Origin of the sequence: Streptomyces sp. NPDC056161, from assembly GCF_042268025.1 — a bacterium.
GTDB lineage: Bacteria > Actinomycetota > Actinomycetes > Streptomycetales > Streptomycetaceae > Streptomyces.
Map to the genome: position 1 here is coordinate 62,971 of NZ_JBHJUV010000028.1, position 25,059 is coordinate 88,029.

Annotated in this window: 22 protein-coding genes; 18 read left to right on the plus strand and 4 right to left on the minus strand. The window is 72.7% G+C overall.

Annotation, left to right across the window (positions count from 1 at the left end):
- Window positions 1-490: 490 nt before the first annotated feature.
- The 15 genes from ACFC09_RS25310 to ACFC09_RS25380 all read left to right on the plus strand — a co-directional run bounded on the left by ACFC09_RS25310 (window position 491) and on the right by ACFC09_RS25380 (window position 15,609).
- Window positions 491-1,495: an ABC transporter ATP-binding protein gene (locus ACFC09_RS25310; protein ID WP_376532255.1), complete on the plus strand. Its 1,005-nt coding sequence runs from the start codon at window positions 491-493 to the stop codon at window positions 1,493-1,495.
- Window positions 1,492-2,256 (plus strand): MlaE family ABC transporter permease, encoded by a 765-nt coding sequence (locus ACFC09_RS25315; protein WP_376532258.1) that lies wholly within the window; start codon window positions 1,492-1,494, stop codon window positions 2,254-2,256. The genes ACFC09_RS25310 and ACFC09_RS25315 overlap by 4 nt, the downstream gene beginning before the upstream one ends.
- Before the next feature lie 4 nt (window positions 2,257-2,260).
- Window positions 2,261-3,067, plus strand: a complete 807-nt coding sequence (locus ACFC09_RS25320; protein WP_376532260.1) for an MlaE family ABC transporter permease — start codon at window positions 2,261-2,263, stop codon at window positions 3,065-3,067.
- 1 nt (window position 3,068) lies between these two features.
- Window positions 3,069-4,322 carry an MCE family protein gene (locus tag ACFC09_RS25325; protein WP_376532262.1) on the plus strand — a complete coding sequence of 418 codons (1,254 nt, stop codon included), beginning with the start codon at window positions 3,069-3,071 and terminating at the stop codon, window positions 4,320-4,322.
- Entirely contained in the window at window positions 4,319-5,377 is a 1,059-nt protein-coding gene (locus ACFC09_RS25330; protein ID WP_376532264.1) for an MCE family protein, read from the plus strand. Before ACFC09_RS25325 ends, ACFC09_RS25330 begins: the two co-directional genes overlap by 4 nt.
- Window positions 5,374-6,486: an MCE family protein gene (locus ACFC09_RS25335; protein ID WP_376532267.1), complete on the plus strand. Its 1,113-nt coding sequence runs from the start codon at window positions 5,374-5,376 to the stop codon at window positions 6,484-6,486. Before ACFC09_RS25330 ends, ACFC09_RS25335 begins: the two co-directional genes overlap by 4 nt.
- The gene (locus tag ACFC09_RS25340; RefSeq protein WP_376532351.1) at window positions 6,486-7,505 is read left to right on the plus strand and encodes an MCE family protein; all 1,020 of its coding nucleotides are present in this window, start codon (window positions 6,486-6,488) and stop codon (window positions 7,503-7,505) included. The genes ACFC09_RS25335 and ACFC09_RS25340 overlap by 1 nt, the downstream gene beginning before the upstream one ends.
- Window positions 7,506-7,744: 239 nt before the next feature.
- A complete protein-coding gene (locus tag ACFC09_RS25345) occupies window positions 7,745-8,965 on the plus strand; it encodes an MCE family protein (protein ID WP_376532353.1) in 1,221 nt (406 codons plus the stop codon).
- On the plus strand, window positions 8,962-10,236 hold the full coding sequence (locus ACFC09_RS25350) for an MCE family protein (RefSeq protein WP_376532270.1): 1,275 nt from the start codon (window positions 8,962-8,964) through the stop codon (window positions 10,234-10,236). Before ACFC09_RS25345 ends, ACFC09_RS25350 begins: the two co-directional genes overlap by 4 nt.
- A complete protein-coding gene (locus tag ACFC09_RS25355; protein ID WP_376532272.1) occupies window positions 10,233-10,748 on the plus strand; it encodes a hypothetical protein in 516 nt (171 codons plus the stop codon). Before ACFC09_RS25350 ends, ACFC09_RS25355 begins: the two co-directional genes overlap by 4 nt.
- On the plus strand, window positions 10,745-11,689 hold the full coding sequence (locus ACFC09_RS25360) for a hypothetical protein (RefSeq protein ID WP_376532274.1): 945 nt from the start codon (window positions 10,745-10,747) through the stop codon (window positions 11,687-11,689). The genes ACFC09_RS25355 and ACFC09_RS25360 overlap by 4 nt, the downstream gene beginning before the upstream one ends.
- Before the next feature lie 26 nt (window positions 11,690-11,715).
- A complete protein-coding gene (locus ACFC09_RS25365; RefSeq protein ID WP_376532276.1) occupies window positions 11,716-12,258 on the plus strand; it encodes a nuclear transport factor 2 family protein in 543 nt (180 codons plus the stop codon).
- A 49-nt stretch (window positions 12,259-12,307) separates the two neighbouring features.
- Window positions 12,308-13,135: a hypothetical protein gene (locus tag ACFC09_RS25370; protein ID WP_376532279.1), complete on the plus strand. Its 828-nt coding sequence runs from the start codon at window positions 12,308-12,310 to the stop codon at window positions 13,133-13,135.
- 77 nt (window positions 13,136-13,212) lie between these two features.
- Window positions 13,213-14,460, plus strand: a complete 1,248-nt coding sequence (locus ACFC09_RS25375; protein WP_376532281.1) for a lytic transglycosylase domain-containing protein — start codon at window positions 13,213-13,215, stop codon at window positions 14,458-14,460.
- 327 nt (window positions 14,461-14,787) lie between these two features.
- Window positions 14,788-15,609, plus strand: a complete 822-nt coding sequence (locus ACFC09_RS25380; protein WP_376532283.1) for a lipase family protein — start codon at window positions 14,788-14,790, stop codon at window positions 15,607-15,609.
- Between the two features lie 213 nt (window positions 15,610-15,822).
- Here the strand turns inward: ACFC09_RS25380 and hppD are convergent, their stop codons facing one another.
- The 4 genes from hppD to ACFC09_RS25400 all read right to left on the minus strand — a co-directional run bounded on the left by hppD (window position 15,823) and on the right by ACFC09_RS25400 (window position 21,263).
- The gene (gene hppD / locus ACFC09_RS25385) at window positions 15,823-17,028 is read right to left on the minus strand and encodes a 4-hydroxyphenylpyruvate dioxygenase (RefSeq protein ID WP_376532285.1); all 1,206 of its coding nucleotides are present in this window, start codon (window positions 17,026-17,028) and stop codon (window positions 15,823-15,825) included.
- A 174-nt stretch (window positions 17,029-17,202) separates the two neighbouring features.
- Complete coding sequence (locus ACFC09_RS25390; protein ID WP_376532355.1) at window positions 17,203-18,840, minus strand: adenosine deaminase; 1,638 nt, start codon at window positions 18,838-18,840, stop codon at window positions 17,203-17,205.
- Window positions 18,841-19,273: 433 nt separating this feature from the next.
- Window positions 19,274-20,452, minus strand: coding sequence for a Cmx/CmrA family chloramphenicol efflux MFS transporter (locus ACFC09_RS25395; protein WP_376532288.1), 1,179 nt, complete (start codon window positions 20,450-20,452; stop codon window positions 19,274-19,276).
- A gap of 379 nt (window positions 20,453-20,831) precedes the next feature.
- Complete coding sequence (locus tag ACFC09_RS25400; protein ID WP_376532290.1) at window positions 20,832-21,263, minus strand: MarR family winged helix-turn-helix transcriptional regulator; 432 nt, start codon at window positions 21,261-21,263, stop codon at window positions 20,832-20,834.
- Between the two features lie 144 nt (window positions 21,264-21,407).
- Between ACFC09_RS25400 and ACFC09_RS25405 the strand changes: the two genes are divergently transcribed.
- The 3 genes from ACFC09_RS25405 to ACFC09_RS25415 all read left to right on the plus strand — a co-directional run bounded on the left by ACFC09_RS25405 (window position 21,408) and on the right by ACFC09_RS25415 (window position 24,837).
- Window positions 21,408-22,814, plus strand: a complete 1,407-nt coding sequence (locus ACFC09_RS25405; protein ID WP_376532357.1) for a DHA2 family efflux MFS transporter permease subunit — start codon at window positions 21,408-21,410, stop codon at window positions 22,812-22,814.
- Between the two features lie 101 nt (window positions 22,815-22,915).
- Window positions 22,916-23,365 (plus strand): MarR family winged helix-turn-helix transcriptional regulator, encoded by a 450-nt coding sequence (locus tag ACFC09_RS25410; RefSeq protein ID WP_376532292.1) that lies wholly within the window; start codon window positions 22,916-22,918, stop codon window positions 23,363-23,365.
- 104 nt (window positions 23,366-23,469) lie between these two features.
- Window positions 23,470-24,837 carry an MFS transporter gene (locus ACFC09_RS25415; RefSeq protein ID WP_376532295.1) on the plus strand — a complete coding sequence of 456 codons (1,368 nt, stop codon included), beginning with the start codon at window positions 23,470-23,472 and terminating at the stop codon, window positions 24,835-24,837.
- Window positions 24,838-25,059: the final 222 nt, after the last annotated feature.

Consider the following 25,059-nt stretch of genomic DNA (forward strand, 5'->3'; position numbering starts at 1 on the left):
TCATCCGGTGCTAAGACCGGTCCGGTGGGTCAGTCGCCTCCTGGCACACGCAGGATACTCACCGGATGACAAGAAAAGGGCGCCCGTTTGGCTCCGCCCTGACAGTTTCCGGGCGGTCGCCTCGAATCTCACGCAAAACTCGGGACCCGCTATTGCCCGCCGAGGTTACTGGGTCGTAACGTGCCGGGTACGGCGCCGATCTCCAGGTGGGTGGCCCCCCACCGGCCGGAGACACGGCGGATGATGTCCGGCCCTCGCCCGTCTTCCGGGGCGGACATCCACCGGCAGGGTCCCGCGGATCCCCACCCTCCGCAGGCGCGTGGCCCCGCCCTGTCTCCCCGAGACAAGTGCGGGACCGGTCTTTGTCTGCGCGGTGACAAAGTCCGGGGGAGCCCCGGGAATCCGGTGCCCCACCTATTGTCAGCCAACCGTGCAGGGATTTAACGTGCGCTTCCGCGGTGCACGCAGAATCGTCCGTGCGGGAGGTGATATGGGAATCGAAGTGGTCGTCGAGGGCCTGACCAAGTCCTTCGGCAAGCAGAACATCTGGCAGGATGTGAGCCTCACCCTGCCGGCCGGAGAAGTCAGCGTCATGCTCGGCCCGTCCGGCACCGGAAAGACCGTCTTCCTGAAGTCGCTCATCGGTCTGCTCAAACCGGAACAAGGCCGTGTCCTCATCAATGGGGTGGACATGGTGAACAGCCCGGAACGCGACATTTTCGAGACCCGGAAACTCTTCGGGCTCATGTTCCAGGACGGCGCCCTTTTCGGTTCGATGTCCCTCTTCGACAACATCGCCTTTCCGCTGCGTGAGCACACCCGCAAGAAGGAGTCCGAAATCCGGCGCATCGTCATGGAGCGGATCGAGGTCGTCGGTCTGCTCGGTGCCGAGGGCAAACTGCCGGGCGAGATCAGCGGCGGCATGCGCAAACGGGCCGGCCTGGCCCGCGCCCTGGTCCTCGACCCGCAGATCATCCTGTGCGACGAACCCGACTCCGGACTCGACCCCGTACGCACCGCCTACATATCCCAACTGCTGATCGACCTGAACGCGCAGCTCGACGCGACGATGCTGATCGTCACCCACAACCTCGACATCGCCGCCACGGTCCCCGACAACATGGGGATGCTGTTCCTGCGCAAACTCGTCACCTTCGGGCCCCGCGAGGTGCTGCTCACCAGCGAGGAACCCGCCGTCGCCCAGTTCCTCGGCGGCCGGCGCGAGGGCCCCATCGGGATGTCGGAGGAGAAGGACGCCGCCGCGCTCGCCGCGGAGGCCGCGGACACCCGCACCGGGCGGCCGGCCCCGCCCCGCGAGATCGTCCCGCAACTGGAGCCGTCCCCCGGCCTCCCGCCGCGGCGCGCCGTCGCCCGCCGCCGGAAGCGGGTCCTCGGCATGCTCGACCAACTGCCGTCCGCCGCCCGCACCGCCATCGAGCGCACCTACGCCACCGGTGCCACCGCGCCCGCCCCCGCCGCCGGGGGCGGCACATGATCCTCGGCGCGCTGCGGCAGACCGGACGGCTTTTCGCACTCGCCGCCGAAGTCGGCCGGGCCATCTTCAGACGGCCCTTCCAGTTCCGGGAGTTCATCGAGCAGTTCTGGTTCATCGCCAGTGTCACCATCCTGCCCGCCGCCCTGGTCTCCATCCCGTTCGGCGCCGTGATCGCCCTTCAGGTCGGCTCGCTCACCCAGCAGTTGGGCGCCCAGTCCTTCACCGGCGGGGCTAGCGTGCTCGCCGTGGTGCAGCAGGCGAGCCCGCTCATCGTGGCCCTGCTGATCGCCGGCGCCGGCGGCTCCGCCATCTGCGCCGACCTCGGCTCCCGCGCCATCCGCGAGGAACTGGACGCGATGCGGGTCATGGGCGTCTCGCCGGTGCAACGCCTGGTCGTGCCCCGGGTACTGGCCGCGATGGGCGTGGCCGTCCTGCTCAACGGCCTGGTCTCGGTGGTCGGCATCCTCGGCGGCTACGTCTTCAACGTCTTCCTGCAGGACGGCACCCCCGGTGCCTACCTGTCCAGCTTCTCCGCCCTCGCCCAACTGCCCGACCTCTACATCAGCGAACTCAAGGCCCTCGTCTTCGGGTTCATCGCGGGCATCGTCGCCGCCTACCGCGGGCTGAACCCGCGCGGCGGTCCGAAGGGCGTCGGCGACGCCGTCAACCAGTCCGTCGTCATCACCTTCCTGCTGCTGTTCTTCGTCAACATGGTGATGACGGGCGTCTACCTCCAACTCGTTCCGCCGAAGGGAGGCTGAGGCCGTGGCCTCCCCGCTCGTCTGGCTCGACCGCTCCGGCGACCAGCTGATCTTCTACGTCCGCTCCCTGCTCTGGGTCCCGCGCACCCTGCGCCGCTACCTGAAGGAAGTGCAGCGGCTGCTCGCCGAGGTCGTCTTCGGCACCGGCGGCCTCGGCGTGATCGGCGGCACCATCGGCGTGATGATCGCCATGACCCTGTTCACCGGGACCGTCGTCGGCCTCCAGGGATACGCCGCGCTGGACCAGATCGGCACCGCCGCGTTCACCGGGTTCGTCTCCGCGTACTTCAACACCCGCGAGATCGCCCCGCTCGTCGCCGGACTCGCCCTGTCCGCGACCGTCGGCGCCGGTTTCACCGCCCAGCTCGGGGCCATGCGCATCAACGAGGAGGTCGACGCCCTGGAGGGCATGGGCATCCGCTCGCTGCCCTATCTGGTCACCACCCGCATCATCGCCGGAGTGGTCGCGATCGTCCCGCTCTACGCGGTCGGGCTGCTCTCCTCCTACCTGGCCTCGCGCTACGTCACCGTTCTGTTCAACGGCCAGTCCCGGGGCACCTACGACCACTACTTCAACCTGTTCCTGTCACCCACGGACGTCCTGCTCTCCGTCCTCAAGGTGCTCATCTTCAGCGTGATGGTGATCGTCGCCCACTGCTACTACGGCTACCGCGCCTCCGGCGGCCCGGCCGGCGTCGGGGTCGCCGTGGGCCGTTCGGTGCGCAACGCCATCGTCGTGATCAGCCTCACCGACTTCTTCCTGTCGCTCGCCCTGTGGGGAGCCACCACGACCGTGAAGGTGGCGGGGTGAGATGAACAGCCCACGAGGCCGGTCGCTGCGCCACCGGCTCGCCGGAGTGGTCTTCCTGGTGGTGCCCCTCCTGCTGATCTGGCTGGCCGTCGCCGTCTACGACAAGAAGTTCACCGACTCCGACCCGGTGGTCGTCGAGACCGGCACCGTCGGCAACGAGATGCACCTGGGTGCCGAGGTGAAACTGCGCGGCGTCGTCGTCGGCGAGGTCCGCCGCATCGAGTCCACCGGGGACGGCGCCCGGCTCACCCTCGCCCTGCGGCCCGGTGCCCTCGCCGACATCCCCTCCGACGTCAGCGCGCAGATGCTGCCGACGACCCTGTTCGGCGAGCGGTTCGTGGCCCTCGTCCCGCCGACGCACCCCTCCGACCGGCCGCTTGCCGCCGGAACCGTCATCCCCCAGGACCGCTCCGCGAACGCCGTCGAACTGCAACGGGTCCTCGACGACGTGCTGCCGATGCTCACCGCGGTCCAGCCGCAGAAGCTGTCCGCCACGCTGTCCGCCGTCTCCCGGGCCCTGGAGGGACGCGGCGAGCAGCTCGGCGAGACCCTCGGCCGACTCGACGCGTATCTGCGCGAGTTCAACCCCGACCTGCCCACCCTCAACCGCGACCTGAAAGAACTCGTGAAGGTCAGCAACGTCTACGCCGACGCCGCGCCCGACATCGTCACGGCACTCACCGACTTCACCACCACCAGTGGCACCCTGGCCGAGAAGTCCGGTGACCTGGCCGCCACCCTCGGCACCACCACCGGCGCGGCCGACGACCTGACGGCCTTCCTGCGCGGGAACAAGGACACCATCATCCGGCTCAGCGCCGACTCCCGGTCCACCCTGGAACTGCTCGCCGAGTACTCCCCGTCCTTCCCGTGCACCCTGCGCACCCTCGCCGACTTCGTCCCGGAGATGGACAAGGCCCTCGGCAAGGGCACCGACCGGCCAGGACTCAGGGTCGACGTCACCACCGTGCCGTCCCGCGGCGCCTACGTCGCCGGCCGCGACACCCCGTCCTACGACGCCGGGGGCGGCCCCCGCTGCTACCCCGTGCCCTACCTCGGCGTGCCCGTGAAACCGGCCGCGCAGGTGCCCGCGTCCGCCGACCAGGACCTCGGGCTCGCCAACTCCCCGCAGGAGAACGCCCTCGTCAACGAACTGCTCGCACCCGCCACCGGCGACCGGCCCGCCGACCTGCCGGACTGGAGCAGCCTGCTCGCCGGACCGGCGCTGCGCGGCACGGAGGTGACCCTGCGATGAGCACGCCCGCCCCCGCGCACACCCGGCGCCGCCCGCTCACCGGCCCCGTGCTGAAGTCCCTGGCCTTCCTGGTGGTCACCGCGCTGGCCACGACCGTACTCGGACTGAGCGTCGCCAACACCGGGGTGGGTTCGGACACCCGCTCCTACAAGGCGCTGTTCACCGATGTCACCGGACTCGTCGACGGCGACAGCGTGCGCATCTCCGGGGTGAAGGTCGGCGAGGTCACCGACGTCCGCGTCGTCGACCGGCGCACCGCACAGGTCACCTTCACCGTCCGCGACGACCGCACCCTGCCCCGCTCGACGACCGCGGCCGTCAAGTACCTCAACATGGTCGGACAGCGCTATGTGTCCCTCGACCGGGGCAGTGGGGACCTCACCGGCACCCTGGCGGGCGGCGACACCATCCCGCTCGACCACACCTCGCCCGCCCTCGACCTGACCCTGCTGTTCAACGGGTTCAAGCCGCTGTTCGAAGGGCTGTCGCCGAAGGACGTCAACGAACTCGCCGGCTCCATCGTGCAGGTCCTTCAGGGCGAGGGCGCCACCGTCGACAGCCTCATCCAGCACGTCGGCTCGCTCAGCACCACGGTGGCCGCGAAGGACGAAGTCATCGGCGCAGTCGTGAAGAACCTCAACACGATCCTGACCACGCTCAACGACCGCGAGGCCGACTTCGACAACCTCGTCGACACGCTCCGCCGGCTCATCTCCGGTTTCAACGAGGACCGCAAGCCCCTGGGGCGGGCCGTCGCCGCCATGGGCGACCTGACCACGGTGACCGCGGACCTCCTGAACGACGGGCGGGCACCCCTCGCACAGGACATCGGCGAACTGGGCCGGCTCTCCGCCAACCTGGGCGCCGCCACCCCCGAGATCGAGAACTTCCTCGCCAAGACCCCGGCCAAGATGACCGCCCTGGGCCGGCTGTCCTCGTACGGATCGTGGTTCAACCTCTACCTCTGCGAGGCACGTGTGAGCGGCGTGACCACCACCGACGGCTTCGAGCCGCCCACCGGGATCGCCGTCACGGAACCGAGGTGCGGCGCATGAGCCCGCTGACCCGGGCCGGCCGCCGCGCCGGCGACGGCGCCACCGACGGCGCCACCGGCACCGGACGGCGCCGCGGCCCCCGGCTGAAACCCGTCAAGGACCGCAACCCGGTGGCCGTCGCCCTCGTCGGTCTGCTCCTGCTGGCCCTGCTCACCGTCTTCGCGTACAACGCCGACCGGCTGCCGCTGATCGGCGGCGGCACCACCTACAGCGCCGACTTCAGCGAGTCGGCCGGCCTCGAAAAGGGCGACGAGGTACGCGTCGCGGGCGTCAAGGTCGGCCGGGTCACCGGGGTGTCCCTCGACGGCGCCAAGGTGAAGGTCGGCTTCGAGATCGACGACGCCTGGATCGGCGACCGGACCACCGCGGCCATCGCCATCAAGACACTGCTCGGCGAGAAGTACCTGGCCCTGGATCCGCTGGGCGACGCACGCCAGGACCCCGGCAGCCGCATCCCACTGGCCCGCACCACCTCGCCGTACGACGTGACCCAGGCGTTCCAGGATCTCAGCAGCACCGTCGACGACATCGACACCCGGCAACTCGCCAAGAGCTTCGAGACGATCTCCGAGACCTTCCAGGACTCACCGCCCGACGTGCGCAAGGCCGCCACCGGTCTGTCCGCGCTGTCCGAGTCCGTCTCCAAGCGGGACGCGCAACTCGCCGAACTCCTCAGCGGCAGCGCCCGGTTCACCAAGACGTTGCAGGACCAGAAGTCCAGCTTCGAGACCCTCATCGAGGACGGCGGCTCCCTGCTCGGCGAGTTGGAGGACCGCCGCACCGCCATCAGCGCCCTGCTCAAGGGCAGCCGGTCCCTGTCGACGCAGCTGAGCGGACTCGTCGCGGACAACGAGAAGCAACTCGGCCCCACCCTCACCGCGCTCGGCCGGGTCACCACGGTCCTGGAGGAGAACCGCACCCAGCTCGACCGCACGCTCGCGCTCGTCGGCCCCTACTACCGGCTCGTCGGCAACACCCTCGGCAACGGCCGCTGGTTCGACAGCTATCTCTGCGGAGTCGTGCCCCGCGACTACCTGCCCGATCCGTCCCAGACCGAGCCGTGCAAGCCGCCGAAACAGCCCGCGCAGACCCAGGGGAGCGGTGAATGATGACCAGGCGCAGCAGACTCCTCGCAGCCGGCGTCGCCTTGGTGGTGGTCGCCGCCGGGCTGGGCGTCGCCCGGGTCCTGGACTCGACCGGCACCCGGCTGACCGCCTACTTCGACCGTGCCGTCGGCGTCTACGCCGGTTCCGACCTGCGCATCCTGGGCGTCCGGGTGGGCGAGGTGGCGTCGGTACGGCCACAGGGCACCCGGGTGCGGGTGGAACTCGCCCTCGACGACGGCGTACGGGTTCCGCAGGGGGCCCGCGCCGTGATCGTGGCGCCGAGCGTCGTCGCCGACCGCTATGTGCAACTCACCCCCGCCTACCGCACCGGGCCCGCGCTCGCCGAGGGCGCCGTGCTGCCCGCCTCCCGCAACGCGACACCCGTCGAGATCGACCAGCTCTACGCCTCGATCACCGACCTCGGCAAGGCGCTCGGCCCCGACGGGGCCAACTCCTCCGGTGCCCTGTCCGACCTGTTGACGACCGGCGCCGCCAACCTCGACGGCAACGGCAAGGCGATCGGCGAGGCCATCGAGCAGTTCGGCAAGGCGGCCAAGACCCTCAGCGGCAGCAGCGACGACCTGTTCACCACGCTCAGCCGGCTCCAGTCGTTCACCGGCATGCTCAAGGAGAAGGACTCCGACGTGCGCACCGCCCAGGAGCGCCTGGACACGGTCGTCAGCTTCTTCGCCGACAACAAGGACGACCTCACCGGCGCGCTCCAGGAACTCGGCACGGCACTCGCGCAGGTCAAGCGGTTCATCGAGGACAACCGCGGCGAACTGAAGAAGAACGTCGACCGGCTGGTACCGATCATCCGGACCCTCGTCGAACAGCGGGCCTCGCTGGCCGAGGCCCTGGACGTGGCGCCGTTGGCCGCGGACAACGTCGTGTCCGCCTACAACACCGACACCCGCACCCTCGACGGCCGCGCGAACCTCAACGAGATCAGCATGGGAGGACCGCTGCTGCCGCTCCCGGCGACCGGCGGCTCCACCTCCTCGGGGGAGGCGAAGCAGTGAGACGCGGCATACGCAGACGCAAGGGCGCGGGGGCCGGCGCGGAGCCCGCCGCCCGCCGCCCGGACGACCAGGAGACGGAGGAGGGGCGCAAGGAGCGGGGGAGCCGGGAGGAGCAGGAGGACCGGGGCGGCCAGGACGGGCCGGACGGGGAGGGAAGCCCGGCGGACCAGGACGGCCAGGACGACCGGACGGACCAGGACGGCGAGCCGGGCACGGCCGCGGCCTCGGTCCGGCGCAAAGTGCTCACCGGCGGCGTGGCCGTGGGCGCCGGTCTGGGCGGACTGCTCGCCCTGGCACTCGGCTTCACACTGGCGGTCGGAGCCTTCTCCGTCCCGCTGCCGCGGTTCGACGGCATCGAGGACCTGCCGCTGCCCGGCGGCGCCGACCTCGGCCCCCACCCCTACACCGTCACCGCCGAACTCTCCGACGTACTCAGCCTCGTCCCGCAGGCGGCCGTCAAGGTCAACGACGTCGCCGTCGGCAGGGTCACCGCCATCGACCTCGACCACGACGGCTGGGCCGCCCGCGTCACCATGAAGATCAACGGCAAAGTACGGCTGCCCGCCGACGCCGGGGCCCAGCTCGAACAGTCCAGCCTGCTCGGCGAGAAGTACATCCAGCTCGTCGCACCCGGCAAGCCGACCACCGCCGACCGGCTCGGCGACGGCAGTGTCATCCCGCTCGCCCGCACCGGCCGCAACACCGAGGTCGAGGAGGTGTTCGGCGCGCTGTCCCTGCTGCTCAACGGCGGCGGCGTCAACCAGCTCAAGACCATCACCAGGGAACTGAACGCGGCACTCGGCGGACGCGAGGACGAGGTCCGCTCGATGCTCGACCGGGTCAACACCCTGGTGACCGACCTCGACGAGCACCGCAGCGACATCACCGACGCCCTCGACGGCGTCAACCGGCTCGCCGCCACCCTCGCCGGCCGCAAGGACGACGTCCGCACGGTGCTCACCGACCTCTCGCCCGGCCTGCGGACCCTGGAGGAGCAGCGCGGCTCGCTGCTGACCATGCTGCGTTCCCTCGACACCCTGTCCGGCGTCGCCGTCTCCACCGTCAACACGAGCAAGGACGACATGGTCGCCGATCTCAAGGCCCTCGCGCCCAGCCTGCGGGCCCTCGCGGACGCGGGTACCGACCTGCCCGACTCGCTCCAGGTACTGCTGACCTACCCGTTCACCGACGAGGTGCTGCACGGCGTCAAGGGCGACTACCTCAACGCGTACCTGAGCATGGTCGCCGCCCCCGGCACCGAGGTCATCGCGCCGCTGGTGCCGCGGAGCACCCCCTCGCCCTCCGCCTCCGCCACCGCGCAGGGCGCCCCGGACACGGCCCGCAAGGGGACCGCCGGGAAGTCCGGCAAGGACACCGCCGCCACCCCGAACCCGACGTCGGCACCGCTGCCGCTGCCGTCCGTCACCACGCCCGCCCCGGACGGAGGTGCCACGCGGTGATCACCCTCGCGGTACGCCTGAAGAACCTCGCCTTCCTGATCATCGCCGTCCTGGTGCTCGGCTTCGTCGGCATCCGCTACGCCGACCTCGGCCGCTACATCGGCGTCGCCGACTACTACACCGTGGACGTGCGGCTTCCGCGCACCGGCGGCCTGTTCACCCACTCCGACGTCACCTACCGCGGCGTGTCGGTGGGTCGCGTCGGGCCGATCGGCCTCACCGCGGACGGGGTCGTCGCCGAACTGCGCATCAAGAAGTCCGCACCGCGCATCCCCGCCGACACCCGTGCCGTGGTGGCCGGACTGTCCGCGGTCGGCGAACAGTACATCGACCTGCGGCCGGCCGGCGACGGCGGGCCCTATCTCGCGGACGGCGCCCGGATCGACGAGGCCGACACCGAGGTGCCCGCGCCCGTCACCGACGTCCTCTCCAGCGTCGACAGCCTCGCCCGGTCCGTGCCGCTGGACGACCTGCGCACGGTCGTCGACGAGTTCGGCAAGGCGTTCGAGGGACACGGCGACGACCTCCAGGTGCTCCTGGACAACGGCAGCGCCTTCGTCGAGGCCGCCGACCGGGCCCTGCCGTCCACCAGTCTGCTGATCGACGACAGCGAGACCGTGCTGCGCACCCAGTCCGAGGAAGCGCGCGCCATCCGGGACTTCGCCACCGGGGCCGAGCAGCTCGCGCGCTCCCTCAAGGGGTCCGACACCGACCTGCGCCGGCTGCTGACCGTCGCCCCCGATGCCGCCACCCAGGTCAGCGGCCTCCTGCGGGACCTGGACCCGAGCCTCGGCGTGGTCCTCGCCAACCTGCTGACCACCTCCGAGATCGCCGTCACCCGGCAGCGCGGCATCGAGGAACTGCTCGTGAAGTACCCGGCGGCCGTGTCCGCCGGCGCCACCGCCGTCGACGGAGGAAAGGTGAACTTCGGCATGGCCGTCACCTTCTTCAAGCCCCTGCCCTGCACCGCCGGTTACGGCGGCACCCGTTACCGCGACGGACTCGACCTCGGCACCGCGCCGCCGCTGAACACCGACGCCTCGTGCACCGCTTCGGCCGCGAGCGGGAAGAACGTACGCGGCTCGGCGCACGCGCCCCGGGGCGGGCCGGTACCCGACCCGGTCGAGCCGCCCTCGCTGCCCTCGGGCAGCGGCGCGCCGGCCGCCACCTCCGCGCAGTTGCCGGGCGCGCTCGCTCTTCCCGGCGTGGGCACGCACGCCCCGACGGACCTGGCCGGCCTCCTCGGCCCGGACACGGACAGCGCCCGATGAGGGCCGCCCGGATCGTCGCCGCCGCGGGGCTCGCCCTGGCGCTGGGGTTCTGCGGGACGGGCGCGTGGACGTACGCGCAGGCCCGCAGCGACGACTCGCTGGCCTACGGCCGTGAGCGGGACGCGGCGCTCACCGACGGACGCCGGGCCGTCGCCGTGCTCACCACGCTCGACGCCGCCACCAAGGAGCGGTCGCGGGCGGGCATCCGGGCCTGGCAGGCGGCGTCGACCGGCCCGCTGCGGGACGAACTGGGCCGCACCGAGCCCCGTACCGGCCCCTCGGCCCGTGGCACGGTCACCGAGGCGGCCGTCACCGCCCTGGACACCCGCGCCGGGACGGCCAAGCTCATCGCGGCCGTACGCGTCGAGGTCACGCAGGGCGGGACGAAGTCGCCGAGCACGGACCGCAAACGGCTGGAGGCGGTCCTCGCCCGTACGGGCCCGGGGGAGTGGAAGGTCCAGGCACTGAACGCGGTACCGCTCGCGCGGACGGCGGAGGAGGACGACGGATGACGCGGTTGCTGCGCGGTGACAGGACGCGGGAGGGTGCCGGGCCGGCCGGCGAACCGGCCCAGCCGACGCCGGAGACCGGGCCGCAGGACGGCACGCCCGAAAGCGCGGTGCGGGCGGCCCCGGCGGAACCGGCTGAGGACACCACGGGGGCGGCCCGCCGGGCAGCGGGGGATGCGGCGGCGGACGGGACGCCGGAAGCGCCGCACACCGGACCCGAGGACGAGGCGGAGCGAACCAGGGCCGCCAGGGCGCAGGACGCGGCGGCCGAGGTGCCGGAGCCCGCCGAGACGGCCGAGGCGCCGGAGGGCGCCGCGGATCCGGAGGGGGCCCCGGACCCAGAGGGCAGCACGGATCCGGAAGGCGCCGCGGATCCGGAGGGCGCCGCGGATCCGGAGGGCGCCACGGACCCGCGGAGCGAGGCACCCGGCCGCAGCCGTCTGAGCGACCGGCTGCGGTGGATCACGGTCGCCGTGGTCGCCGCGGTCCTCGTCCTCGCCGGCGGCGGCTTCTTCTACGGCGCCCATCAGCTGAGGTCCACCGCCTCGGCCCAGAACCGCGCCCTGACCGACACCGAGGCCACCACCCGCGTCGCGGGCGACGTCGGGAACGCGCTCGGCCGGGTCTTCTCGTACACCCCGGACGGCCTCGCCGCCGCCGAACGCTCCGCGCGTTCCGTCCTGGACGGCCGGGCCGCCCGCCAGTACACCGAACTCCTCGACCGGATCGGCGCGGAGGTCACCAAGCAGCGCGTCACGCTGAGCACCCAGGCCGTGCGGATCGGAGTGATCGAACTCGACGGCGACAGTGCCCGGCTGCTCGTCTTCCTGGACCAGGTCTCCCGCCGCGACAAGGCCGCGCCCACCTCGGCGGCAGCCCAGCTCACCGTCACCGCGCAACGGGAGCGGGACCAGTGGCGGATCGTCGACATCAAGACCCGCTGACCATGCGCGGGAGACGGGAGCACCTCATGGAACGCCCGGTCCGCATCCTCGCCGGAGTCCGGACGCTGCCGGCCCTGGCCCTGGCACTCGTCCTCGTCGCGGGCGGGTTCGCGGCCTGGACCGGCTGGGACTGGTACGCCGCGGCCCACGACGACGCAGCGGCGTACGCCGTGCAGCGCGACGCGGCGCTGGCCGCCGGCGAACAGGCCGTGCAGAACCTGAACACCCTCGACCACCGCGACGTCGAGCACGGCCTCGACCTGTGGGAGTCCTCGACGACCGGCGATCTCCACGACCAACTGGCCTCCGGACGCAAGGAGTTCGCCGACCAGGTCGAGAAGGCGAAGACGGTCAGCACCGCCCGGGTGCTGTCGGGCGCGGTGAGCGAACTCGACGACCGGGCCGGCCGGGCCCGGATCCTCGTCGCCCTGCGGGTGACCGTGAAGGCGTCCGGCGGCGAGAGCACCGACAAGGACAGCCGCATGCTCGGTGAACTCACCCGGACCGGCGGCAGCTGGAAGCTCAGCGCCCTGGGCCAGGCGCCCGTGGGCGGCACGTCAGCCGGCTGACCCGGACCCGCGCCGCGGGAGCCGGCCGCACGAGAGGACGACACACCCGATGTCGACGACCCGTCACCACATCAACCGCCAGCGCCGTCGCCAGGTCCGCGAGGCCCGGCCCACGGTTCAGGGGCCCGGCACGGCACCGGGCGCCGCGGCCGACGACGCCGTGTCCGCCGTGTCCGCCGCGGCCCCGTCCGGCCGGGCCCGTGCCGGACTCGCGGTGCTGCCGGTGCGCGCCCCGTCGGCCGCGTCCTCCCGGCGCGGCACGGCCCCCGGGACCGCGGAGCCGGACGGGGCGGACCCGACGGCCCGCCGGAAACGGCTCCGTCGCCCCTCCCGGGCCGTCGGCCTGACCCTGCTGTGTCTGCTGACGCTCGTCCTCGGCGGCTTCGCCGGCTGGGCGCACTCCCGGGCCGCAACCCTCCGCGACGACCCGGCCGTCCGCAACACCGCACTGACCGACGCCGCCCGCACCAGCGACATCAAGGGACAGACGGAGAAGGCGGTCGCCGCCCTCTTCTCCTACGACCACGCCGACCCGGCCGCCTTCGACAAGGCCGCGAAGGAACTGCTCACCGGGAAGGCCGTCACCCAGCACGCGGACCTGTTCGCCGATGTCCGCTCCCGTGCCGACCAGCAGAAGGCGGTGATCACCACCACCGTCACCGACAGCGCGGTCGAACGCATCGACGGGGACCGGGCCCGCGTCCTCGTCTACGCCGACCAGAGCAGCGTCAGCACCGCCGGGGACAAGAGCGCCGCCGGCGCGAAGGACCAGCAGGCCGCGGACGGCGGCGCCTACGCCGGGGCGATGCTCGCGGTCGACGTGGTGCTGCGCGACGGACGCTGGCTCGTCTCCGGCATCGACACCTTCGGCCGCTGACCGCCCCGGCGTCACCGGGCGGAACCGCCCACCGGCCCCGGCGCCGACGACACTCCACCGACAAGGGAGCGACAGTCATGCCCGCACGCCGCGTACGCCGCCCGCAGGCCCGGACCCTACGGGGCCTGCGGGCCACCGCCGTCGCCGTCGCGGCCGTGGCGGCCCTCACCGCCTCACAGGCGCCCGGCCTCGTGCCGGGTGCCCAGGACGGCTCCCGCAGGCCGGCCGCGGACGACGCGCCGACACCGGCCACGGGGACCCCGTACACGGATCTCACCCCGCCCGGCGACGGCTCGTACCACACCGAACTGCCGCCGCTGACCACCCCGCAGATCCCGCTCAGCACGGGGGAGATCACCCGGATCGGGACCGAGTCCGGCATCCCGGCCACCGTGCTGCGCGCCTACCGCGATGCCGACACGGCCATCGGCCGGACGGACCCCGGCTGCCGGCTGCCGTGGGAACTGCTCGCCGCGATCGGCAAGGTGGAGTCCGGCCACGCGCGCGGCGGCGCCGTCGGCCCCGACGGCACGACCCTGGGCCGGATCACGGGCCCGCGGCTCGACGGCCAGGGCTTCGCCCTGATCCGGGACACCGACGGCGGGGTGTACGACGGCGACGCGGTGTACGACCGGGCCGTGGGGCCGATGCAGTTCCTGCCCTCGACCTGGGCACGGTGGGGTGTCGACGGCAACGGTGACGGCCGCGCCGATCCGGACAACGTCTTCGACGCGGCCCTGGCGGCCGGGCACTACCTGTGCGCGGGGGACCGGGACCTGGCGCGGGCCGCGGACGTCGACCGGGCGATCCTCAGCTACAACTACTCCCGCACCTACCTGAACCTGGTCCGGGAGTGGCTGGACTTCTACCGGCGGGGCGTGCACAGCGTGCCCGACGGCGAGGGCGTCGTCCCGCACTCCCCGGGGGCCGGCGGCGACACCCAGGCGACCCGGCCCGTGGACGGGGAGGGCGGCACCGGGGGCGGGATCATCATCGGCCCCGACCCGGGCGGCCCCACGCCCACGCACACCCCGTCGCCCTCGCCCTCGTCCTCGCAGAGCCCCGGACCGTCGCCGTCCTCGACGGTCCCGGACCCGTCGCCCTCGCCGGACGAGCCGCCGGGACCGGATCCGTCCGACTCCCCGACCGGGGGCGGCTCGGCCACACCGGACCCCACCGACTCCGGCACGCCGTCCCCGGACCCGACGGACCAGCCGTCCTGCCCGGAGCCCTCACCGACCGCTTCCTCCGACGGCCCGGCGGCCCCCGACCCGGGCACCACGGACGACAACCCGGACTGCCCGCCGCCCACCCCGACGGCCTGACGCCACGTCACGGCGGCCGAGCGGGGGACGCGAAGCGGGCCCGCGGGAATCCCCACCGGCGCGAGACGCCACCGACGAGGGCGGGCGGTCCCGGTGTCGGCGCACGGCCCGTACGGCCGCGGCCGGCCCGCCCGCCGTCGCGGGGCCGCTCCCGGCGGCGCCGCGCGCCCGGTCACGCCCTTCGGGCGCCCGCGCCGTTCGGGTGAACCGCCGCGTGGCCGGGGCGGGGAACGGGGAGGGAACGCTGCGGCGTCGCAGTCGCGGTGACGCCGTCCGCCCGCGCCGTACGAGGGACCTCCCTCGTACTCGACACAGGAGTGATCCCCGGTGCCCGTGCCCTCGACCCTGGACCACCGTTCCCGCAGCTACAGCCTCGATCTGGCCTACTGGCTGGCCACCGCGTCCGACCTCGCCTACAAGGACGAGGCCGCCGTCGAGGAACGGGCCCGCGCCTGGGGCTTCGACCGGGTACGGCACCACCGGACCCGGTTCACACCGCCGTTCCCGCTGGAGGACACCCAGGCGTACACCGTCGCCAGCGACGACATGATCATCACGGCGTTCCGCGGCACCGAACCCGCCCAGATCCGCGACTGGCTCTCGGACGCCACCACCCCGCCCTGGCCGGGACCGGCACGGACCGGATACGTCCACTACGGCTTCGCCCAGGCACTGGAGTCGGTCTTCCCGGCCGTGCGTGCCGCCATCGAGGAGTACCGGACGAACGGGCAGGGCCTGTTCTTCACGGGCCACAGCCTCGGCGGCGCCCTGGCCATGCTCGCCGCCGCCCGCCTCTATCTGGAGGACCCGAAACTCCTCGCCGATGGCGTCTACACCTACGGCCAGCCCCGCACCTGCGACCGGCTCCTCGCCGCGGCCTGCGACAAGGGCTTCAAGGAGCGCATGTTCCGCTTCGTGAACAACAACGACATCGTCCCGCAGCTACCGCCCGAGCCTGCCTTCACCCATGTCCAGGCACTGCGCCACTTCGACGCGGACGGCAGGATCCACGCGTCGATGTCCCTCCTCGGCGGCCTGACCGACCGGGCCAGGGGCCTGACCGCCGACGCCCTCGCCCCCGCCGCCGACGGGATCCGCGACCACTTCATCCACCACTACATCGCCGTGCTGGAGAAGAACCTCGCCTGACGGCCCGGCCCGGGGAGGCGGCCGGTGTCAGCCGGGGAACGAGCCGAACAGGCCCGCGCCCACGGCCACGAAGACGGCGCACGGCCCCCTTTCGCGGCGGCGATTCGTACAGACTATCGACACGGACGCCGCTGACCGCCGCGGGCGACACGGACGCCCCTGACCGCCGCGTGTGGCGCGGCGGTCAGGGGCGGGAGGGTGACGTGCTGTCGGTCAGAAGTTGCCGCGCTTGGCCTGTTCGCGTTCGATGGCCTCGAACAGGGCCTTGAAGTTCCCCTTGCCGAAGCCGAGGGAGCCGTGGCGCTCGATGAGTTCGAAGAAGACCGTCGGCCGGTCACCGATCGGCTTGGTGAAGATCTGCAGCAGGTAGCCGTCCTCGTCGCGGTCGACGAGGATGCCGCGCTTCTGCAACTCCTCGACCGGAACCCGTACTTCACCGATCCGGGCGCGCAGCGCGGGGTCCTCGTAGTACGAGTCGGGGGTCGCGAGGAACTCGACGCCTTCGTCGCGCAGCGTGTCCACGGAGGCGATGATGTCGTTCGTGGCGAGCGCCAGGTGCTGGGGGCCCGGCCCCTGGTAGAACTCCAGGAACTCGTCGATCTGGGACTTCTTCTTGCCCAGTGCCGGCTCGTTGAGCGGGAACTTCACCCGGTGGTTGCCGTTGGCCACGACCTTGCTCATGAGCGCCGAGTACTCGGTGGCGATGTCGTCACCGATGAACTCCGCCATGTTGGTGAAGCCCATGACCCGGTTGTAGAAGTCCACCCACTCGTCCATCTTGCCGAGTTCGACGTTGCCCACCACGTGGTCCAGGGCCTGGAAGATGCGCCGGGGGGCGCCGGGGCGCTTCACGTGCGAGGACGTCCGGGCCTCGTAGCCCGGCAGATAGGGGCCGTCGTACCGGGAGCGGTCGACGAGCGAGTGCCGGGTCGTGCCGTAGGCGGCGATGGCGGCCCGGCGCACCGTACCGTGCTCGTCGGTGATGTCGTGCGGCTCCTCCACCACGGTCGCCCCCTGGGCCCGCGCGTGCGCCACACACCGGTCCACGTCCGGAACCTCCAGCGCGATGTCGACGACTCCGTCGCCGTGCAGGCGGTGCGCGTCCGCGACGGGACTCGCCGGGTCGACCGCGCCCTGGAGCACGAAACGGATCGCCCCGCTGCGCAGGACGTACGACTTGTGGTCGCGGTTGCCGGTCTCGGGGCCGGAATAGGCGATCAGTTCCATGCCGTAGGCCGACTGGTAGAAGTGCGCGGCCTGCGTGGCGTTGCCCACCGCCCAGACGACCGAGTCCCAGCCGGTGACCGGGAAGGGGTCCGCGTCCGCGTCGTACTCGACCAGCCCGACGAGCTGCCTGAGCTGCGACAGGTCGAGTTCTGCCAGGCGCTCCTGATCGGTGAGGGTCTGCTCGATGCTCATGACGGAGTGCTCCTTCATCCGGGCCGGCGGTGTACCGGGGGCCGTCCGGCGCACGCCGGCCCCCGTCATGCAGATAGCACAGCCGCGGAAGTGAAGCTGTGCAAGAGTCACGGAATGCGCTGGGCAGACTGTCCTGTCTGCCCAGCCGTTCCCGTGAATGACTGAACACATTGTTCAGTTTGAACGGTGGTGGTTACGGTGGTGGTGCTCGAAGGCGGTGAAGGCGGCCTCCTGACGCCACTGCACCTGTGCCCTGGGGCTCGCGGCCAGCAGACGGCGGCAGCGCGGACCGGGCGGGCCGCCGCCCGGCGCCCCGCCCCGGCAGCCGGCCACGAGGCGGTAACCGGTGGCCGTCGGATCGCCCTGCCAGATGCTCCCGCCCGGCAGGAAGGCGTAGTGAAGCGAGGCCCTGGCCAGGTCCTTCAGCTCCGGGTACGACAGGCCGTAGGTGCCGGCGGCGTACTCGTACTCGTGGCTGATGTCGATACGGGACACGCCGGCGTCGTCGGTGGCGAGGACGGTCGGCACGCCGTGGGCGCGGTACGTCTCGAAAGGGTGTGCGCGGCCCCTGACACCGAGGATCTGCGCGTTGCTGGTGAACGGGACCTCGACGGGGATCCGGCGGGCCGCCATGGTGCGGGCCAGGTTCGGCCAGGCGCGCTCGTGGACCAGATCGACTCCGTGTCCGATGCGCTCGGCGTGGGCGACCCGGACCGCCTCGTCGATGTGGAACGAGAGGTCCGCGGGTCCGACCAGGCCGGTCCACAGTTCCCCGGCGTGCAGGGTGAGACGGGCGTGCGGGTACTGGCCGCGCAGGTGGGCGAGCATGCGCATGTGCAGGCGGTAGTCGTGCAGGGCGCGGGGCCGGTCCTCGGGCTGGACCAGGTCGACGGCGACGAACCGCGGGTCACGCTCGGCCAGCCGCATGCCCAGGGCGAGTTGGGTGAAGACCTGTGCACGTGAACTGTCGCGCAGGGCCTGGTAGATCAGGCGGACGGTCGGCCGGCAGGCCGGGCGGGGGCGGCTGGTGCCGCAGCGGGCGGTGGCGTGGAACCGTGCCTCGATGCCGTCGGTCTCCCCGCGCGCCGCGGCGACCAGCCGGTCGAGCCGTCCGCCGGCGAGGAGCTTGCGGTGCAGGCGGGTGAGGTCGTCGTCCCAGCCGACCGCGTCGGCGAGCCGGTCGGCGGCGTCCACGGCGGGCGTGACCATGGTCTCCAGGTAGAACTGGTTGTTCTCGGCCACGCCGCCGGCGACCTCGGCCAGCAACTCACCCTGGTGACGTCCGGCGACCAGGGCGAACTTCTCGAAGGTGGCGAAGAAGTGGTCGTGGCCGAGGCGGTCCGGCGGGAAGTCCCGCATCGACCAGGCCCGCAGGATCGCCTCGCGGAAGGCCGGGTCGGTGCGGGCATCGGCGGCGGGCCGCCGGATCCGGGTGTCGCAGGGCGGTACGACGGCGGTCATGGTGGCGGTCTCGACGCACAGGCCGTCGGCGGCGGCGAGCTTGATCAGGTACTCGGTCCGGGCCGCGCCTTCGAGGTGGTTGTGCAGGTCACCGCCCTTGGGCAGTTGCCGGAAGAAGTCGCGGGCCTGAGCGGGGTGGTGACGCAGCGAGCGCAGGACGGCGTCCGTGCGGGCCTCGGCGGCGGTGACCGGACGGTGAGCGGCCGGGACGTCCGTGCGGGGTGTGGCGGAGACGCCCGTGCGGGGCGGGGCCGGTGCGGGCACGCCGGGCGCGGAGGCGGGCACTGCCAGGGCGCTCGTGGACCGGGCCGCGGCCGGCGCCGCGGACCGGGGCGTCAGTGAAGTGAGCAGGGCGAGCGCGCCGAGGCCGGTGACGAGGAGAGCGCGGCGTCGGCCCGTGGCGAGCGGAGCACGGCGTCGGCCCGTGAGGAGGAGAGCGCGGCGTCGGCCCGTGGCGGGGCGGGTGCGGCGCCGGCCGTCCGGGCGGCGGAGACGAGAGGTCACCGCCGCATGATCGCCACAGAGCCGGGCGAACGACGAGGCGCTGCCCGGTGTGTGGGCGACGGTCACCCGGGAGAAGGAATCCCTGGCCGCCGGGGGCGTCGCCGCCGCGCGGCATCAGCACCACACCGTCGCTCGTCACGACGGTGTGGTGCGGCTGGTTCAGCCGGTCAGGGCCCGCCCGGCCGCCGGGCTGCCGCCATGACGATGCCGGGCCCCGGGGCTGGTGGCGCAGGTCGCCGCGGCGGGGAGGGTGCTGACCCACCCGGCGGGTGCGGGCGGGTCAGCCGGTCAGGGCCCGCCGGGTCTCGTGGCTGCCGCCACGACGGTGCCGGGCTCCGCATCCGGCGGCGACGCCGGCCGTCGCGGCGAGCAGGGCGCTGACCCACCCGGCGTCGCGGTAGTCACCGGTCGCCCCGGTCACCGCCCCGGCGATCAGCGGTCCGAGGAACGCACCCGCGTTGAACGCGACCGTCGCGAACGAGCCGCCCAGCGCCGGGGCGTCGGACGCGAGGTGCAGGACCCGGGCGATGAGCGTCGAGCCGACGCCGAACGACAGCCCGCCCAGGACGAGGCTCATGAGGAAGAGGGGCACCGCACGGCTGCTGGTCAGAGTGAGCGCCGCCCAACCGAAGGGCAGCGCCCACAGGGCGAGGAGCACACCGCGCCGGAGCCGGCCCCGGGCCGTCCGGCCCGCCGTGTTCACGCCGATGAACGCGCCGGCTCCGAACGCGGCGAGCAGCCCGGGTACCGCACCGGCGGGCAGCCCGGCGACATCCGTGGCGATGACGGCCAGGTAGGCGAACGTCGCGAAGGTGGCCCCGTTGACCCCGGCGCCGAGCGCCAACGCGAGCCGCACCGAAGGGGACTTCAGGGCACGCAGTTCCCGCCTGACCGGCACGTCGGACCGGCCCGCCGCGTCGACGGGCGCCGACCGGAACACCAGCGCCAGCGCGGGCAGGCACAGGGCGGCGACCGCCCAGAAGGCCGAACGCCAGCCGGACCACTCGCCGAGCAGGGCACCCGCGGGCACGCCGACGACGCAGGACAGCGTGACCCCCGACATGAGGACGGCGGTCACCCGGGCCGTCCGGTCCCGTGGTGCCAGCGCGGTCGCGACGCTCATCGCGACCGCCAGGAATCCCGCGTTGACGACCGCGGCGAGGACACGGGTCGCGAACAGCACGGCGAAGTCGGTCGTGACCGCGCCGACGCCATGCACGGCGACGAAGGCGGTGAGGAAGCCCGCCAGCGCGCGACGGCGTGGCCAGCGCGCGCTCAGGGCGGCCATCAGCGGCGCCCCGACGATCATTCCGACGGCGTACGCGGAGGTCAGGCCGGCCGCGGCGGCCACGGACACGGACAGATCGCGGGCGATGCCCGGTACCAGACCGGACAGCATGAACTCGGAGGTGCCCTGCGCGAAGACGGCGAGGGCGAGGACATGGACGAAGAAGGGCACGGAGTCGGCTCCAGCGGTGGGGTGCGGGCAGCAACCTCCGCGTGCTGGACGCCTGGGGCCCACCCGGTGCCGACAGGGACACGAGGGCCGAGAACCAGACAGAGGGTTCGAGAATCGGACAGCGGGTTCGAGAACCGGACCAGACACACGGAGCACGTGTCCGGTCACCGGCAGCGGGCCGACCGAGAGTTGTCCCGCTCGGCGGTCAATGGACCGCAGGCCGCCGGGTGACCGGCGGCTCCGCTCTGTCCGCCTCTGGGCTCATCACCCCGCGCACGCTACCCGTGCCTCCGCGGGCGATCAACCGGGTTACGGGCTCCGTGAGCCGGTCGCCGCTCGGGAGCGCACCGCCGCGGCCGTCCGCGTACGAGGCGGGCGCTCAGGCCGTCGCCTTGCGGATGTGCGCGAGCAGCGTGCGCACCTGCGCGCGGTCCTCGGTGTCCAGCCCGGCCGTCGCCTCGGCGAGGGCCAGGCGGTCCACCTCTTCCGCCTCGCGGTGGCAGCGCAGGCCCTCGTCGGTCAGGCGCAGCAGGACGGCCCGCCGGTCGTGCGGATGGCGTACCCGCTCCACCAGGCCGTCGCGTTCCATGCTGTCGACGATGCTGGTCGTGGTCCGCGCCGCGACTCCGGTCAGCTCGCTCAGGTCCCGCATGCGCAGTGGCCGTTCGGCGCGGGCGAGCATCCGCAGGGCACGCAGCCGGGCGACCGAGGCGCCCGACGCGCGCAGCCGGACCTCCACGAAGCGGCGCAACTGGTGGGTGGTCTCGTACAACTCGTCGATCAGGATGTCACTGCTGCCCTGCACTGTCATGGCGCTTCCCCGCTTCGTCCGATATCCCAATTCTATGAGCACGCACATAATGAGTAGGCTCAGCATGTGCTGCTGTTCCGACCTCGTCCCGCCCTGTCCGCCCTCTCCTCGTCCCGCCCCAGCCAGCGGCTGGTCGTCCCCGTCATGTGCGTCTGCGTGACGTTCCTCGCGATCGTCGACGGAGCGATCACCACCGTCGCGCTTCCCTCGATCGCCCGGCAGTTCGGGCTGACCACCGCCGCCCTGGACGGGGTGGTCGTTATCTACCCGGTCTGTCTGGCCATGGCCATCCCCGCCTCGGCCTGGCTGGTGGAGCGCTTCGGCGACAAGCGGGTCCTGCTCACCGCGCTCACCGGCTTCCTCGGCTCCTCGATGCTGTGCGGCGCCGCCGCCGGCCTCGGCCAACTCGTCGCCTGCCGCGCGCTACAGGGTATGTCCGCCGGAGTGCTGTTCCCGGCCTCCGCGTCCCTGCTGTTCTCCACCTTCGACTCCACGGAGCAGATGCGGATATCCCGGTACATGATCATTCCCCAGCAGGTGGCCCCCGCCGCCGCGCCGGTCCTCGGCGGTCTGCTCGTGGACCATCTCTCCTGGCGCTGGGTGTTCTACGTCAACCTGCCGCTCGGTCTGCCCGCCGTGCTGTTCGGTCTGCTGTTCCTGGCCGGGCACCGCGGCCAACGGCCCGGCCGCTTCGACCTGCCCGGCCTGCTGCTGAGCGCGTCGGCCCTGGGCACCCTGATGTTCGGCGTCTGCGAAGGACCCAACCGGGGCTGGACCTCCGTGGCCGTGGTCGTCGCCCTGGTGCTCGGCGCGGTGCTGCTCGCCGCGGCCGTCGGCTTCGGTCTGCGCGCCAGGGAGCCGCTGCTGAAGCTCCGCCTCTTCGCCGACCGGCTGTTCCGGGACACCAACCTCCTCAATCTGGTGGGCCTGGTGCCGATCATGGGTGCGCTGTACCTCGGTCCGCTCTTTCTCCAGCAGGGGCAGGGCCGTACCGCGCTGGAGTCCGGGACCAGCACCTTTCCGGAGGCGTTCGGTGTGCTGCTGACGGTCCAGGTCGTCGGCGTCTGGTACGCGCGGATCGGTCCGCGGCTCATCACCGGCTGCGCGCTGGCCGGTGTCAGCGCGTCCCTGCTGCTTCTGGCCACCTGCGACCAGGGCACCGGACTGTGGACCTTCCGCGGCTACATGTTCCTGCTCGGCGTGGCCATGGGCGGGTTCTTCCTGCCGACGACAGTGGCGTCGCTGGCGACCATCGACAGACGGGACCTGGCCCAGGCGTCCACGCTGAACACCGTCGTACGCCAGACCGGGGGCGCGCTCGCGCCCGCGGCCGTGACCACGGCCCTGGTCCTCGGCACCCCCGCGGCCGCCGTGGCCGACCCGCCGATCTCCGCCTACCAGCACGCCTATCTGGCCCTCGCGGCGATCGCCGCGGTGACCGCGGTCTTCGCCTTCACCCTCCCCGACGGCCCGGCCCGCGCCGCGGCCCGTGGCACCACCGCGTCCGGCGGTTCCGCCGTGCCGGGCCGCCGGCGGGAGAGCGCACACTGAGCGCTCCGGCGGCCGGAACCGGCCGCCGGGACGGCCGCAGCCGCCGAAAAAATGTACAGGGAAAACTGTACAGGTCAGGCTGAATAAATTACCGTCGGGGCATGAGCAACGACCGCAATGAGCCGTCGGCGTCGGCCGGCCGCGCCGCACAGGACGTCCGGGTGGTGCTGGGGCGCCTGCGCCGCCGGGTGCGCAGTGTCTCCGACGCCGACGACCTCACCCTCTCCCAGGCATCCGTGCTCGCCCGGATCTCCAAGGACGGGCCCGCCGCCACGAGCGCCCTGGCCTCCGTCGAGGGCGTCCGCCACCAGTCCATGGCCGCCACCGTCGCGGCCCTCGACCGGCTCGGACTCGTCGAACGCAGGCCCGACCCCACGGACGGCCGGCGCCGGCTCGTCGCCCTCACCGACGACGGCCGGGCCCGAGCCGAGGGCGACCGGCAGGCCCGGCAGGAATGGCTGGCCGGAGCGCTTCAGGAGCAGTGCTCCGAGGCGGAGCGGCAGACGGTGATCGACGCGATGGCCGTCCTGGAAAGGCTGATCCAGCCATGACCGACCCCGGCGACGCACGGCGGTCCGCCACTCGGGCGACGCAGCCCGGGGAGGGTCGGCAGGCCGGGCGGGGGGAGGGGTTCGACCGTAGGCTGATACCCCCGATGGTCGTCGGCGCGATACTCAACCCGATCAACTCGACCATCGTCGCCGTCGCCCTCGTGCCCATCGGCGTGGCCTTCGGCGCGCCTCCCGCGCAGACGGCCTGGCTCGTCTCCGGGCTCTATCTCGCGACGGCCCTCGGGCAACCCGTGGTCGGGCGGCTCATCGACCTCTTCGGGCCGCGCCGGCTGTTCCTGTTCAGCACGTCGCTGGTCGGCATCGCCGGTCTGGTCGGCACCTTCGCCCCGAACCTCGGTGTGCTGATCGGAGCCCGCGTCCTGCTCGGCTTCGGCACGTGCGCGGGCTACCCGGCCGCGATGTCCCTGCTGCGCAGCGAAGCGGAACGGACCGGCCGGGACAGTCCCAGCGGGATACTGACCACGCTCGTGATCGCCGGCCAGACCATAGCCGTGGTCGGTCCCTCCCTCGGCGGACTGCTGATCGGCGTGGGCGGCTGGCGCGCCACGTTCGCCCTCAACGTCCCGCTGGCCGTGGTCGCCGTGCTGCTCGGCGCGCTCCGTCTGCCGAAGCCCGCGGACCGCCGGAAGGGCGACGCCCGGCGCGCGACCGCCGAACTGGACCTTCCCGGCATGACGCTGTTCGCCGCGATGCTGGTCACGCTGCTGCTGTTCCTGATGAACCCGCACCCGAACACCTGGTACCTGCCCGTGCTCACCGCCGCGGCCGCGGCGGCCTTCGTGCGGCGCGAACTGCGTACCGCCGTACCCTTCATCGACCTGCGGGTCCTCCGCGGCAACCGGCCCCTGCTGGCCACCTACGCCCGTGCTCTGGTGGCGTACTCCGTCTCCTACGCCTTCCTGTACGGCTTCACCCAGTGGAGCGAGGAGGGCCGCGGACTCTCCCCGTCCCAGGCCGGCCTCGTGCAACTCCCGCTGTTCCTGATGGGCATCGGCGTGTCGGCGCTCACCGGCCGCCGCAGGAGCGTCCTGGGCAAGCTCGCCGTCGGCGCCACGGGACAGCTCGTCGCGTGCGCGCTGATCCTCCTGGTGGGCGGCAGCAGCCCGATCTGGCTGCTGCTGGTCATCGCGCTGGTCTTCGGCGTGCCGCAGGGGCTCAACAACCTCGCCCTGCAGAACTCCGTCTACTACCAGGCCGACAGTGAGCGCATGGGGTCGTCCGCCGGGCTGCTGCGCACCTTCGTCTACCTGGGCTCGATGATCGCCTCCGTCGCCACGGCGGCGGCATTCGGGCAGCACGCCGACACCACGGGACTGCACCACCTGGCGTGGTTCATGCTTGCCGCGGGCGCCCTGTTCCTGCTCCTGACCGTGTGCGACCGCGGCCTGCGCCGTGCCGCCGCCGAGGCGCGCGGGACCGACGCGGACGACGATCACGGGGACGCGGCCTGACCGCCGCCGTGCGCGACTGCCCGGCCGGCCCGCACCGGGCACGGGTCGCCGAACGCGTCGCGCGGATCTAGCGTGTGAGGCGTACGGACGTCTTCCCGGACGCGGACGACCGAGGCGCGGGCCCCCGGGATCCCCGGCCGCCCCCACGCGGAGCCGGGACGTGCGTACCGCCGCGGCCGTGCACCGTACCCGCGGTCCGGGCCGGGAGGCCGGCCGGTCCCG

What these genes read in the sequence shown, in the direction of transcription:
- ACFC09_RS25310 (WP_376532255.1), top strand. Translation starts at nt 491, where the DNA reads ATGGGAATCGAAGTGGTCGTCGAGGGCCTGACCAAGTCCTTCGGCAAG.
- ACFC09_RS25315 (WP_376532258.1), top strand. Translation starts at nt 1,492, where the DNA reads ATGATCCTCGGCGCGCTGCGGCAGACCGGACGGCTTTTCGCACTCGCC.
- ACFC09_RS25325 (WP_376532262.1), top strand. Translation starts at nt 3,069, where the DNA reads ATGAACAGCCCACGAGGCCGGTCGCTGCGCCACCGGCTCGCCGGAGTG.
- ACFC09_RS25330 (WP_376532264.1), top strand. Translation starts at nt 4,319, where the DNA reads ATGAGCACGCCCGCCCCCGCGCACACCCGGCGCCGCCCGCTCACCGGC.
- ACFC09_RS25335 (WP_376532267.1), top strand. Translation starts at nt 5,374, where the DNA reads ATGAGCCCGCTGACCCGGGCCGGCCGCCGCGCCGGCGACGGCGCCACC.
- ACFC09_RS25340 (WP_376532351.1), top strand. Translation starts at nt 6,486, where the DNA reads ATGACCAGGCGCAGCAGACTCCTCGCAGCCGGCGTCGCCTTGGTGGTG.
- ACFC09_RS25355 (WP_376532272.1), top strand. Translation starts at nt 10,233, where the DNA reads ATGAGGGCCGCCCGGATCGTCGCCGCCGCGGGGCTCGCCCTGGCGCTG.
- ACFC09_RS25360 (WP_376532274.1), top strand. Translation starts at nt 10,745, where the DNA reads ATGACGCGGTTGCTGCGCGGTGACAGGACGCGGGAGGGTGCCGGGCCG.
- ACFC09_RS25365 (WP_376532276.1), top strand. Translation starts at nt 11,716, where the DNA reads ATGGAACGCCCGGTCCGCATCCTCGCCGGAGTCCGGACGCTGCCGGCC.
- ACFC09_RS25370 (WP_376532279.1), top strand. Translation starts at nt 12,308, where the DNA reads ATGTCGACGACCCGTCACCACATCAACCGCCAGCGCCGTCGCCAGGTC.
- ACFC09_RS25375 (WP_376532281.1), top strand. Translation starts at nt 13,213, where the DNA reads ATGCCCGCACGCCGCGTACGCCGCCCGCAGGCCCGGACCCTACGGGGC.
- hppD (WP_376532285.1), bottom strand. Translation starts at nt 17,028, where the DNA reads ATGAGCATCGAGCAGACCCTCACCGATCAGGAGCGCCTGGCAGAACTC.
- ACFC09_RS25400 (WP_376532290.1), bottom strand. Translation starts at nt 21,263, where the DNA reads ATGACAGTGCAGGGCAGCAGTGACATCCTGATCGACGAGTTGTACGAG.
- ACFC09_RS25405 (WP_376532357.1), top strand. Translation starts at nt 21,408, where the DNA reads ATGTGCGTCTGCGTGACGTTCCTCGCGATCGTCGACGGAGCGATCACC.
- ACFC09_RS25410 (WP_376532292.1), top strand. Translation starts at nt 22,916, where the DNA reads ATGAGCAACGACCGCAATGAGCCGTCGGCGTCGGCCGGCCGCGCCGCA.
- ACFC09_RS25415 (WP_376532295.1), top strand. Translation starts at nt 23,470, where the DNA reads ATGGTCGTCGGCGCGATACTCAACCCGATCAACTCGACCATCGTCGCC.